The organism is Bacillus sp. EB600, assembly GCF_024494385.1.
GTDB lineage: Bacteria > Bacillota > Bacilli > Bacillales > Cytobacillaceae > JAEVLT01.
This window is the reverse complement of sequence record NZ_JAEVLT010000047.1, coordinates 1-13,259: the sequence shown is the minus strand read 5'-3', so window position 1 is coordinate 13,259 and position 13,259 is coordinate 1. Positions and strand designations below refer to the sequence as shown.

General features: G+C 37.7%; 13 protein-coding genes. All 13 read right to left on the bottom strand.

The genetic code is table 11. From position 1 onward, the window contains the following. Positions 1–19 precede the first annotated feature (19 nt). Positions 20–1,867 carry a WG repeat-containing protein gene (locus JN080_RS25430; RefSeq protein ID WP_256238762.1) on the bottom strand — a complete coding sequence of 616 codons (1,848 nt, stop codon included), beginning with the start codon at positions 1,865–1,867 and terminating at the stop codon, positions 20–22. Positions 1,868–2,057: 190 nt separating this feature from the next. After that, positions 2,058–2,711: a 3-oxoacid CoA-transferase subunit B gene (locus JN080_RS25425; RefSeq protein ID WP_256238761.1), complete on the bottom strand. Its 654-nt coding sequence runs from the start codon at positions 2,709–2,711 to the stop codon at positions 2,058–2,060. Between the two features lie 27 nt (positions 2,712–2,738). Beyond that, the gene (locus JN080_RS25420) at positions 2,739–3,440 is read right to left on the bottom strand and encodes a CoA transferase subunit A (protein WP_256238760.1); all 702 of its coding nucleotides are present in this window, start codon (positions 3,438–3,440) and stop codon (positions 2,739–2,741) included. A gap of 322 nt (positions 3,441–3,762) precedes the next feature. Beyond that, positions 3,763–5,319, bottom strand: coding sequence for a solute symporter family protein (locus tag JN080_RS25415; RefSeq protein WP_256238759.1), 1,557 nt, complete (start codon positions 5,317–5,319; stop codon positions 3,763–3,765). 3 nt (positions 5,320–5,322) lie between these two features. Continuing rightward, positions 5,323–5,661: a DUF485 domain-containing protein gene (locus JN080_RS25410; protein WP_256238755.1), complete on the bottom strand. Its 339-nt coding sequence runs from the start codon at positions 5,659–5,661 to the stop codon at positions 5,323–5,325. 115 nt (positions 5,662–5,776) lie between these two features. Then, a complete protein-coding gene (locus JN080_RS25405; protein ID WP_256238754.1) occupies positions 5,777–6,943 on the bottom strand; it encodes a homogentisate 1,2-dioxygenase in 1,167 nt (388 codons plus the stop codon). A 36-nt stretch (positions 6,944–6,979) separates the two neighbouring features. Then, positions 6,980–8,284 (bottom strand): fumarylacetoacetase, encoded by a 1,305-nt coding sequence (gene fahA, locus JN080_RS25400; protein WP_256238753.1) that lies wholly within the window; start codon positions 8,282–8,284, stop codon positions 6,980–6,982. Then, positions 8,284–9,234: a hypothetical protein gene (locus JN080_RS25395; RefSeq protein WP_256238752.1), complete on the bottom strand. Its 951-nt coding sequence runs from the start codon at positions 9,232–9,234 to the stop codon at positions 8,284–8,286. The genes fahA and JN080_RS25395 overlap by 1 nt, the downstream gene beginning before the upstream one ends. A 79-nt stretch (positions 9,235–9,313) precedes the next feature. Next, positions 9,314–9,865, bottom strand: coding sequence for an NADPH-dependent FMN reductase (locus tag JN080_RS25390; protein ID WP_256238751.1), 552 nt, complete (start codon positions 9,863–9,865; stop codon positions 9,314–9,316). 113 nt (positions 9,866–9,978) lie between these two features. Beyond that, positions 9,979–10,272: a hypothetical protein gene (locus tag JN080_RS25385; RefSeq protein WP_256238750.1), complete on the bottom strand. Its 294-nt coding sequence runs from the start codon at positions 10,270–10,272 to the stop codon at positions 9,979–9,981. 37 nt (positions 10,273–10,309) lie between these two features. Beyond that, a complete protein-coding gene (locus JN080_RS25380) occupies positions 10,310–10,744 on the bottom strand; it encodes a riboflavin kinase (RefSeq protein ID WP_256238748.1) in 435 nt (144 codons plus the stop codon). Between the two features lie 45 nt (positions 10,745–10,789). Further along, positions 10,790–11,767: a 3,4-dihydroxy-2-butanone-4-phosphate synthase gene (locus JN080_RS25375; RefSeq protein WP_256238747.1), complete on the bottom strand. Its 978-nt coding sequence runs from the start codon at positions 11,765–11,767 to the stop codon at positions 10,790–10,792. Positions 11,768–11,899: 132 nt separating this feature from the next. Further along, the gene (locus JN080_RS25370) at positions 11,900–12,967 is read right to left on the bottom strand and encodes an LLM class flavin-dependent oxidoreductase (protein WP_256238746.1); all 1,068 of its coding nucleotides are present in this window, start codon (positions 12,965–12,967) and stop codon (positions 11,900–11,902) included. Positions 12,968–13,259: the final 292 nt, after the last annotated feature.

The window sequence follows — 13,259 nt, the reverse complement described above, 5'->3', positions numbered from 1 at the left end:
GTTGCGCTTCTTTGAATGCTCAATGAAATGATTCCCAAAATCTACCAGTCTGATCAATAATTTGAGCCAAATCCTCAAAGAAAATGGTGAATGTCGGAAATCCGGCTGCGTACGGAGCTATTTCATATGGAACAAAGTAAACATTTACTCCTTCCTCGGATATAGAAAAGGGCTGATCCACTTGAATTCCTTTGTAGCTTCCCGGAAAAATATATGAGTATTTTGGGTTATTTTTTATTTGATTACCAATCCATTCGCTAATAAACTTTACATATGGACTAACCGGTTTAAACAGATCCTTTAGAGAAAAAATTTCTCCTGTTTTAAGATCAATATGAACATATTTTTTTATGGGCATGCCATGGGCGGCCCCGAATGGATAATTGTAGCCCGTTATTTCAATCACTAGCAGGTCTTTTTTATAAAAAGGGATCTCAAAATCTCCAATATAATTGGACTCGAGTTGAAGATGTGGCTGCGTTTCCTTGATTCCGGCTAAGTCCTTTAACGATTGATTGATCTTTGTTTGTGTTTTCCGGTCCACCATCCCTGCGATCTGTGGATAATAAACCAAAAAATCTTTATTTGGTTTATACTTTTCTTCAACTACTTCATAGGGTTCTTTTAAGGGAATGACCGTATTTTGCTTCCATACAGGTTCACCATTTTTTTTAAAATAAAACAGGCGAAAATCAATTTCTCCCTTAATGAGTGTTTTATCATAATGCAATTCTCCACCTCCAGTAACGATGGGCAAATTGAGAATTCTATTTCCTTTTTTATCAATAAAAAAGGTGAATTGGTCATTGTAAACGGAAGACGACCCTTCTTCAAATTTTGCGATTCCGTTATAGATAAAGCCTGTAAGAATGTGACCATTTGTATCTCCAAGCGCAAATAATGACCCAATGTAAGGCTTTTGGGGATCAACAGCCTTACCAATTGCCAGTCTCCCTTCACCAAGATACAGTAACTGATGATAATTTGGCTTAAAGATATAGTGGCCGCTTTTGCCGATTAGTCCATAATAATCTTGTTTGCCATCCGATACAGTAACAATTGCGCCATTCTCTTGAAACGGCTGAGCCCACGTGAAACTTGGCTCAATTTTTATTTTCCCCTGCTCATCGATATATCCAAATTTATCACCTGCGATTTTTTGAAACGCAAGCAAACCATCCCCATAATCTCCTACAAAAACAAAAGAGTACGTATGCAGGACCTTTCCGGTAAGGTTGATGAGTGCGTAGGAACCTTCCTTTAGTTTGACAATTGCTTTACCATCTTTGAAGTCACTTGCTGATTCATAAACAGGAGGCAAAACTTCCTTCCCTCTTTTATTCAAATAACCGTACAAACTCTTATCCTTTTCATCGGTAATCGAGAATAACGCTCTGCCTTCTTTATAATCCCCAATAAAGGAATAAGCCTTGGAGGTGAGCTCTTTTCCGCTTTCATCAATTACTTTAAAGCCCTGATAATCAATTACCGTTGCCCGTCCTTCTGAAAATGGATGAATTGTTTCATACTTGGGGCTTACAATAAAATACCCGCTTATATCGATTACACCTAAAAGACCGTTTAAGCGAACAATGGCTATTCCGTTATCCTGAAAATCTCCGGCATGATCATAAATTGGCTTGAGAACAATTTCCCCTTTTGTATTGATATAGCCCCACTTGCTGCCGCCAGCCTCCTTGACCAAAACAGGAAAAAGATACACAGTCCTTTCCTCGATAAAATTCTCATTTCGCTTAGATGATTCTAATCCAATTGATTTCTTCTGCCGAAAAGTGGTTTCTGCGCTCACATCTAGTGAGAGGGATGGATTCACTTCCTTTTTAAACCATTTAAACCTTTTGAACATGATCATTTCCCCATTTTACCTTTTTTGCTATATATATATGGTAAAAATTAGCCTATGTGCGATTGGGGATAAGAAAATCAAATGGTTTTACCCACACCTCATGACGAAAATATCATCCTAGGTTTTTCATTTTTCTGATTAAACTGTTTTAAGATTAGGAAAGCTCCTGTATTTATAGCCAAAATACAAGTTACTTAGTGGTTACAAGAGCTGGAGCTACTATGAATTCCGCTTCTGTTTTTTCCTTTACCTCTTCAACAGATACTCCTCCCAGTGTTTCAATGAGCGCCATGCCTTGGGGTGTAAAATCAAAAACAGCTAAGTCAGTAATTAACCGATGCACAACCTGCTGTCCCGTGAGTGGGAGTGTACATTTCTTTTTAATTTTCGACTCTCCATTCTTGTTCACGTGTTCCATAATGACGATAACCCTTTTTGCTCCATTGACCAAATCCATTGCTCCACCCATGCCTTTCACCATCTTTCCGGGAATCATCCAGTTGGCGAGATCCCCCTGTTCGGAAACCTCCATTCCGCCCAGAATGGCAAGATCGATATGTCCGCCCCGGATCATGGCAAACGACTCCGCGCTATCAAAAAAAGACGATCCAAGAACCGTCGTTACCGTTTCTTTTCCGGCATTGATTAAATCCGGATCTTCCTCACCCTCTATCGGATAGGGTCCAATCCCTAATAAACCATTTTCTGACTGAAGCAAGACATTAAAATCTGCTGGAATTTCATTTGCAACAAGCGTCGGCATCCCAATTCCCAGATTTACATTCATTCCATCCTCTATTTCCTTAACGGCTCTTTTTACAATTTCAAGACGCTTATCTTTCATTTTGGTAATCCCCCTACTTCTTAAAGTTTAAACTTGAACAACTGTCCGGCTCTCAATTCTTTTTTGAAAATTTGTTCCAAGCAGCAAACGCTGCACATAAATACCGGGTGTATGTATTTCATCGGGGTCTAGTTCACCTGGTTCAACAATTTCTTCTACTTCTGCTATCGTTATTTTTCCAGCCATCGCTGCGAGTGGGTTAAAATTGCGGGCTGTCCTTCGGTATACAAGATTGCCGAGTGTATCTGCTTTCCATGCTTTTACAAGCGCAAAGTCGCCGACAATCCCTTCTTCAAGTAAATATGTTTTTCCATTAAATTCTTTTGTTTCCTTGCCTTCGGCAATTGGCGTACCTACACCTGTTGCTGTATAAAAACCTGGTATACCTGCACCTCCGGCCCTAATCCGCTCTGCAAGTGTACCTTGTGGCGTCAATTCGACTTCCAATTCACCACTTAAATACTGGCGCTCAAAAATTTTATTTTCCCCAACATACGATGCTACCATTTTCTTAATTTGGCGGTTCGCAAGCAAAAGTCCAAGTCCCCAGTTATCAATACCGCAATTGTTACTGACAACTGTTAAATCTTTTGTCCCTTGTTCTTTAAGCGCTAGAATAGAAAATTCAGGAATACCACAGAGTCCGAAACCGCCAACAATTAGTGTTGAACCGTTCTTAATATCCGAAACCGCATCTTTGAATGAGTTCATCACTTTGCTATTTTTCATGTAACTGCCTCCTTAAAATATGTGATATAAAGGATTTTGTCTTTTATTCTTTTAATCTTTCCATCTTTGATTTTCCGGTTTTGGCTCGTTCGGGGGTTGCGTACGTAGGGAAAAAGAACAGGAAACACTACTACAGAATGATAGAATGCGTTCTTTGCATTCTTCTGAATAGTTTCTAGTGTTTCCACCCAAAGTAGGTCTCTTATGCTCTTACCTTTATAATCTATCCGGTAGTGAATACTAGAGAGAGTCCATTAATCCGCATTTAAAAGTTTTTTACATACTTTTATCTACAATATTAAATACACTTAAAAACATATAATCAGTGATGTGCTATCCCTTTAACGTCATTTCCTATATTCGATTTGACGGTAATTTCTGAAAAGTTATCCTCTATGATGGATTTCTTACGGGTACCGATTAGTGTTCCAATATAACAAGCTAAAAAGCCTAACGGAATGGATACGATACCTGGTGATGCAAGTGGGAAAATAGGACGGCCAGTAAATAAAGCAGCGCCTGGATGCGGATTCCATACATTAGGGCTTAAAGCAACCAGAACAATTGTACCGATTAAACCAACAAGCATTCCGAGAATCGCTCCTGTTTTATTGAATTTTTTCCAGTAGATTGTAAACAATAAAACTGGCAAATTTGAACTTGCTGCAAGTGTAAGTGCCAGTACTGCTAAAAATGTGACATTAAATTTTTGCAAGAATAAAGATAAGGCTATCGAAATAATTGTGATTCCGATTGATGAAAGGCGAACCATAAACATTTGTTGTTTCTCTGTCGCTTTTCCATCTTTTAAAATTTCATTATAAAAATCATGTGAAAATGCTGAGGCACCTGTTACAACAATTCCAGCAACAACTGCAAGAATGGTAGCGAAAGAAACCGCTGAGATGAAAGCAAACAAAAGGTCTCCCCCAACTAGTCGGGCTAACAAAGGACCGGCCATGTTCCCTCCCGGGTTTGCTGCTATAATATTAGCAGACCCAACTAGTTTTGCTGCTCCAAGGCCAAGGAAAATTACCATGACATGGAAAGCTCCAAGAATCCACATTACCCAAACGACAGATTTTCTGGCAACTTGAGCGTTAGGAACCGTAAGAAAACGTACTAAAACGTGCGGCAGGCCAGCTGTTCCTAAAATAAGGCCAAGTGTTAAGGAAGTGGCTTCCAAACCGCTCGTATATTTTATACCTGGATTTAAAAATTTTGCTCCCAATGGCGTAGCTGTTTTCATATCTGCAAAGATTCCAATAATGTTAAAATTGAATTTCCACATGACAAGAATAAATAAAACGAATGTTCCAGATACTAAGAGAATAGCTTTGATTATTTGTACCCAACTCGTTGCTGTCATACCTCCGAACAAAACAAAGATTATCAAAGCAATTCCTACAATTATTACCGAAACATTATACGGTATTCCTAATAATAATTTAAATAAAGCACCAGCAGCCACAAGTTGTCCAAGCATGTAAAAAATTGAGATGATCATCGTATTGATGGCGGTTACACCCCGTACCTGTTTATATTTAAAACGAGATGTTAGCATATCACCTAACGTGTATTTCCCTAGGTTACGTAACGGTTCCGCAACTAAAAATAAGATCACAAGGAAAGAAATGAGCGCTCCGTACATCATAAAAAACGCATCATAACCAGTTAGCGAAAAAGCTCCAATTAGCCCTAGAAAGGTAGAAGCAGACATAAAATCACCAGCTAAAGCAAGACCATTTTGACGAGCAGTCAGTCCACCTCCAGCTGTATAAAAAGACCCCGCTGTTTTTGTTTTTTTGGAAGAGTAATACGTAATTAGAAGTACTCCTATTGACATCAGTACAAACAAAATAATGGCATTGAAACCCATAGATTATAGCCCTTCTTTCTCCATAATTTCACTAGCTGTTTCGTCAAAATAAGCAGCTTTCTTTACATAGACACTACACACCCATAGCGACACTGGAATGAAAGAAACAGCGTAAATCCAGGCCCAAGTTATATCACCTACTGCAGGATGATTTAATATGTCTGTGTATAAGGCTAGCAATGGTAAAAGAAGTGAGTAAGCTAAATAAAATACCGTATATGGAAGGATAAACTTTTTCTTTTCTGATAATAACTGTTTAAATTCCTCCGATGAATGGATTCTTTCATAATCAATATACTGATTTTTTTCTAAAGCAATTCTGTTCTCTTCCGAATGAACCATATTTGACCGCACCCTCAATTCAAAATAGTTTAATACTGCTAGTAGATACATATCTATAAATTAATGTTTATGGAATCAATTCCGAATTTTCAATAAATTAAACCTATAAAACCCCTTAATCGTTTTTTTCAACCCAACTGTATTGATAGTTCTCATCTTCTATCCTTTCCGCCCTTTTTACGACTTTCAAAGGATGAAATGTATCAATCATAACTGCTAATTCCAATGTTTCTTTTTTGCCGATACTTTCTTCAATTTTTCCAGGATGTGGTCCATGTGGAATACCAGATGGATGAAGTGTAATGGACTCTTGCTTTACCCCTTTGCGGCTCATGAAATTTCCTTCCACATAATATAAAACTTCATCACTGTCTACATTACTATGGAAGTATGGAGCCGGAATAGCATCCGGATGGTAGTCATATAAACGTGGAACAAAGGAACAAATAACAAAATTCTGTCCTTCAAATGTTTGATGGACCGGGGGCGGCTGATGGATGCGCCCTGTTATCGGTTCAAAATCATTAATATTAAAAATCCAGGGATATAAATACCCATCCCATCCAACAACATCAAGAGGATGATGGGCATAATAGTGGGAATGTATATAACCTCTTGATTTTGTTCGTACCTCAAACTCTCCTTTTTCCGTATAAGTTACTAAATTTTCTGGTCCTTTTACATCCCTTTCACAAAAAGGACTATGTTCAAGAAGCTGACCAAATTCATTACGATAACGCTTAGGTGTTGAAATCCAGCTAGTTGTTTCGATAACCAGAAACTTGGATTCTCCTTTATCTGGAGTAACCCGGTAAATCGTGCCAATCGGAATCAAAATATAATCACCAGGCCTATACTGGAGAGTTCCATAAATGGATTCTATTTTTCCAGTACCATAATGGACAAATAACAGCTCATCACCATCACCATTACGATAAAAGTAATTCATTCCTTTAGTAGGATTCATAACCCCAATTAACAAATCTTCATTTCCAAGAATGAATTCTCTTCCCATTACAGCATCACTAGGTTCTTTTGTTACATTGTCGGTGTAAAAATGACGAGGACGAAGCACATCCTGCTCCTCAAATTCCACACCCCGTTCTCCAATTAACTCTGTTTTAAAAAATTGGGTAGGGGGATTATGATGATACAAAATTGATTGAATCCCTGAAAATCCTTTTGTTCCCATTACTTGCTCTCTAAATAGAGAACCATCTTCCTTTCGAAACGCCGAGTGTCTCTTTGGTGGAATTTTTCCCATCTGACGATAAAATGCCATTGTTTTTTACCTCCAAATTAAAGATTGATCCAATCTTTATTTATTATTATAAACAACTGCTTGTTGTTGCAAGATTTCTTCTAAGTCATGTGCGGGTACTATCGTTCCGGTTACTTCACCAAAACCTACCCGATACCCATTGCCTTGGCACCATCCGGTCATCGTAACCTCATCACCATCTTCCAGCCACTCTCTCTGTTCATCTTCGCCAAAGTTGACTGGTTCCGTTCCACGCCATGTTAATTCTAATAAACTCCCACGGGATTCTTTGGTTGAACCACTTATCGTCCCCGTACCTAGTAAATCCCCAGAATTTAAATCACATCCTCCAATTGTATGATGTGCAATCATTTGAGCACCACTCCAATATAGTGAACGAAAATTACTAGAACTAATTTGTTTTGAAGTACTTTGGTTTTCTCCCTTTAAATAGACTTCAAGATTAATATTGAAGGAGTTGGCTCCCTGCTGCCTAAGGTACTCTAATGGCTGAGGATCTTGTACAGGACCCTCCACGCGGAAAGGATTTAATGCCTCTAACGGGACAACCCATGGTGAAATGGAGGTTGCAAAGTTTTTTGCCAGGAAAGGCCCCAACGGCTGATACTCCCATGCTTGGATATCACGAGCACTCCAATCATTAACTAAAACCATTCCAAAGATATGCCTTTCTGCCTGCTCAACTGAAATAGGTTCACCCAGTTTATTTCCGGAACCGATTAAAAATCCCATTTCAAGTTCAAAATCAAGTTGTCTGCAAGGACCAAAAATTGGGGCATCGGCATTTTTCGGTTTCGTTTGACCAAGCGGGCGCCGTACTTTTGTTCCACTTAAAACCACTGAACTTGCTCTGCCATGATATCCTACCGGTAAGTGGGTCCAATTGGGCATTAAGGCATTTTCCTTGCCACGGAACATGATTCCTACATTTGTCGCATGCTCTTTTGATGCGTAAAAATCTGTATAGTCCCCAATCTTCACAGGTAGATGAAGTTTTACTTCATTCTGGGGAATCAGGGCTTTAATGCGAAGAGAGCGATTATCTCGTAATTGCGGTTCATCCGCTGACAAAACGAGCTGAAGTTTTCTTCTCACTTCACTCCAAATTTCACTTCCTAAACTCATAAAATCATTTAAAGAGGGACGTTCAAAAACATTGGGGACATTGCCTAATATATTTTTAAAAAATCCTTCTTTTTCTAAAATAGATAAATCCAATACATAGTTACCAATTGCTGTTCCAACTCGAAGTGTTTTATTACCCTCTGTGCTAAACACGCCATAAGGCAGGTTTTGAATTGGAAAATGTGATTCCGGGTTTACTTCTATAAATGATTTCATCAAATGATTCCCCCCTGTTGATTAATTAATTCCCTTAATTCATCCCTTGGTTCATCAAAGCTGCAGCTTCCAAATGATAATATTGATTTTTGCCTTATCTTTTTGATTTCCTGAGTAGTTACACTTAAATCCTGCCATGCTAAATGATCTTTACTAAAAGAAAAACTGCTTGAGTTTTCATCAGAGAGAATTTCTTCAATCTTTTTTGTACCTAATTTTTGAGTATATGATAATATTCCTGCTAGAAAAATGTTAAGAAAACCATACATATGTGTCTTTACTTCATCACGATACATCCGGATGGGGTGATGTAACCCAGCCGTAAACTTAATAGGAAGATTTCGCTTTCTACACGCATCAATAACAAAAGCAATTTGTTCAGGGGTAGGAAACATCTCTGCTTTAATCCCTCCGGTACGAAGTTTTACCCCAATCCACGATTCCATAGATGAATTGTTTTCTGCTATTGCATCCAGAGTTGCAGATACATGTGTTTTCCAATCTCCAGTTAATTGCACTTCACAAAACGCATAGACTTTTATTTTTGCTGCCCCATCAGCGATTTCCTTCAATACTTCCAGACTCGGTACATCAGATGGCAAAGGAATTTCAAGAATTTCTACCTTCACTCTATTTTTATAATTACTAATAAAAGCAGAAATATGATTCATGTCTTCCTGGAACTGAACTTTACACTCAGTTACAGAGCTGCTCTTTCCTCCAACAACTGAAAGAGTAAGAGGTATTTCATAGGAAAACAAATGGATATGTGAATCCAGCTGTTTTAGCTGTGATACCGGTAAAACAAATGGCCCCAACATCCAGGAATCCTTGCTATTCTTATATTTCGCATAATTTCTTATAGCGTTTTCCAATGATAGAGCTGCCGGCGGAAAAAGCCCTGCATAATCAATCAAATGATCCTGAAAGACAGAGAGACTAGTATTCATTCTTACGCCCCCTTCCATTCTCTTTCTTAATTTCAACTGTTACCTTTTCTAGTGGCTTAAATCTTGCTTTCGCAGTCTGCTAGATCATAACTGCTGACTTATTTAACTGTTTGTGCATAAAAACAAGTCCGTGTGCCAACCGTTGAAGCCGTTCCTTAACTTCCTCATCAACAATCTCATTTTTACTATTAAAATGATTTGTATGAAGATATACCTGATTGGGCTCAATATAAGCTCTAAAATAGCTGGCAATTGGTTTTAATTGATTTTCAATTACAAGATAATGCTGATACGTTCCGCCTGTGGCAACAAAACCCATCACTTTATCCCGGAAGGTATCAACAGGAAGTAAATCGAATAAATTTTTTAAGACACCAGAGAGAGAAGCTTGGAAAATAGGAGTCCCAATAAGGAAAAAATCAGAAGAAGCAATTTTATCCATTACTAATTTGGTATCTCCTGTATAAGCACTTGGATCACGTCCATCGCAAAAATCGATGTTGTATTGCCTTAAATCCAGCAGCTCCACCTCTACTTCAGGATAATTTTTCTTTACTTCTTCCAGAACTTGATTAACAGTTATAGCTGTTTTTGAGCCTACTATTGTTCCTGAGATACCAAGCAGCTTCATTGTAAATCCTCCTCTAATGTTATATTTTTCCATTAGGATCATACCCTTTGATGTGACAGTAGCGATGAATATCTTCCTGATCGTCCTGTTCAATTTCCAGCATGTTTTCTATATTAAATAGCTTTATGATTAAACCGCTCGACACGTTGTTTCCAAAATTGCTCTAGTCTTATTGTTAATCCACCGGGACCAAACTTGACTTTTTTACCCTTATTTTCAGTTAATCGGGTATATTGAAAAAAAGATAAAATTGTTTTTCGTCTTTCGACGATCTGACTTAACCCCTGCTTATAAAACCAAAGGTCAATCGTATTAAAGACTCCTTTATTTATTTCGTACTTTTCCTCACAAAGCTTTGCAAACAGTAAATCCGGCATATGCAAGGTTTCCTGTGATTGAAACTCCATTATTACCACACCCCTCTAAATTCATGATGTAAAAGGCTTAAAAATTTGCAAGAAGAAGCTGTTTATTTTCTTTTTCAGTAAAAAGAAACTGCTTATTTGCCTCATCAATGTCCTTTTTGAGCTGTTGTACTAGCTGTTCAATCGAGTCAAATGCTTGCTCATCACGAATAAAAAACAAAATATCTAGTATTAAATGTTCTCCATAAATATTCCGATTGAAATCAAGGATATACACCTCTAAAGAAAGAGTTGGCTCTTCCCTCTTAAACGTTGGCCTTGTTCCAATATTCATGACCCCGTTATACGGAACACCCTTATGGTAAACTCTTACCCCGTATACTCCTTTTGGAAGTTCAGGCTCCTCCTCAGAGCTGAAACGCATGTTCGCTGTAGGAAATCCAATTGTTCTTCCAATTTGACGGCCGTGGATGACTTCACCTTTAAAAACGGTTTGTTTATTTTTATCTAGCACTTTATCATTTCACCTACATTCTAAAAGTGGGAAGATTTAATCGTTTTATTTGGTTACGATCAATAGTTCCTTTGCCAATTCTTTCAATTCATTCTTTAAGTCACTAAGAATCATTTCATATACCGTATCGGAATAAGCAGATTCTAAATCGCCATGGATGACTAAACGCTGATTATTTTTTAATTGTTTTGCTACTCCGGAAGCCGTGGAGCGATAGTTTGGCAAATTATCCAGTGAATCATGAGGATTGTCGATTAACCACTGTTGAGTCTTCAATATTTCTTTGTACACCTGATCGACATCAGATTCATTGAAAAAAATCTCATAACATTTTCCGAATAATTCATACATTCGTATTTGAATCGTACACCCATCTATGTTCATACTTAGTTTACTTTTAGAAGTCAGTAAGCCGTCTATTGTTAACTTATATTTTAAAAGCTCAGACATAAAAACAACCGGCAGTTGCAGATTTTGGGCTAATTTTAATGAATAGGATGCGTCTCCCATCATACCGTCTTTATCCAGAATGTCACATACCGTTACCATCGCATCCTGTGCACCAACGATTTCCGCACAATCAATCGCCCCTTCAATGACAGAAACGCACCCAAACAACCCTCTTTCATTAGCTATGACTGGAAAAATATGTCCTGGTTGTTTAAACCCTGCCGCCGTACGTGTTCGTGCTAATTTTTTAATGGAAAGCGATCGTTCCTGTGCAGAAATTCCCGTTGTAGTTTCATCTGCATCAATTGAAACTGTATAGTTTCGGGAGATTTGTTCGGGATTGTAATATCTTTTTTGAGGAGGTAAACCAGCTTGTTCTGCTATTGATTTTGTCATACTGATTGATACCATCCCTCTTGAGTGGGTTACCATATTATTCACAACTTCCGATGAGGTAAATTCAGCCAAGCATATAATAGCAGCCTCACTTAATTGCTTACTATCATCTACTAAAATCATCATCTTTCCTTCTGACAGACTTTTTAAACGATGAATAAATTCGTTCGTATCCATTATTCCCCTCCTTAAAGGCTAAACAGGGTAATTCTTTTAAGTATAAATTGAGCTGGTGTTTGCAAGCTTCAAAAAAATAGCCCCCCTCTAAAAGCGAAGAGGGCTTCGATTACCATCTATGAATCAACACTATTAAACGTTCAGTTCATGGAATGCAGGAATGACTGTTTTTCCGAATAAGCGTACTGATTGAAGTGCATGATCGTACTTCATGTTCCCAAAATTCATTTGCAGCGAGAACTGGTGTACACCAAAGAATTCAGATAATTCTTTAACCCGTTCGATTACCGTTTCAGGACTACCAATAGCTACACGTTTTTCTTTTAAAACTTTTTCATATGTCATGCCGCGTAATTCATCAGCTATTTTATTGTATCCTTTGTATTGATCAGAAGAAGTAGAGTCCCAGGCCGTTGCTGATTCAAGGAAAACGCTTACATAATGATTCATATATGCTTCGCCTTCCTCAATCGCCTGCTGCTCATCCTCACAAATATACGCATGCAGTGCCATCTGTATTTGATCTTTCTGAACTTGTCCATGACCTGCTTTTTCATACGCTTCCTTATACAACTGAATATTTGCACGTAATTTATCATAATCCGCTAAATACGGTACAACCATCAAATTATGACCATTTTCTCCAGCCCATTCAAAGGATTCAGCAGTTTGAATTGCCGCCACCCAAGTAGGAATTTTCTTTTGAGTAGGACGAGGAACAACCGATACATTTTCAAATTGGTATATTTCACCTTTATGTGTCACTTTATCTTCTGACCATAAACGCTTAATTACACCTAAACTTTCACGATAACGTTGGTTGCTTTCTGCCATTGGTACACCAAATGTATTAAACTCATGTGGTAAAAAGGCACGAGCAAATCCAACCTCCACTCTTCCTCCACTAATTGCATCTAGCATAGCTAACTCATGCGCTAATTTAACAGGGTGAGTAAAAGCTGGAAGTACACAACCAGTCATCAGACGCAAATTCCTTGTTCTTTGTGAAGCAGCTGCTAAAAAAATACTTGGGTTTGAAGAATAGCCGCCATATGCATGCTCGTAATGCTCAACAATCCTTGTGTGGTGATAGCCTAATTTATCTGCTTGTTCAGTAAGATCAAGCGCCTCTCGATAATATTGTTCTCCTGATTTATCTTGCGGGTGACTATCTGGAAAAAAAGAAAGTCCAAATTGCATGTTTAACATCTCCTCTAGATTAATATTTTTTGTTGTAATTCACTAAGTGAATTGTTTGATTCACTTTATAAACTGATTATATATGGTAAATAATATAAACACAATAGAAATATTAGAAAATATAGAATATTTTATTACTTTTAAAAATTTTGGAATATTAGAATATTAAATTTACATAAATCTTTTTGCTTTAAAGAAAAGAAAAAGGCAGGAATTTTCTCCTGCCAACATCACTAATTAAATTTCAACCAATTTGTAAACTACTATAAAAAAATAATAATATTTTTAGAAT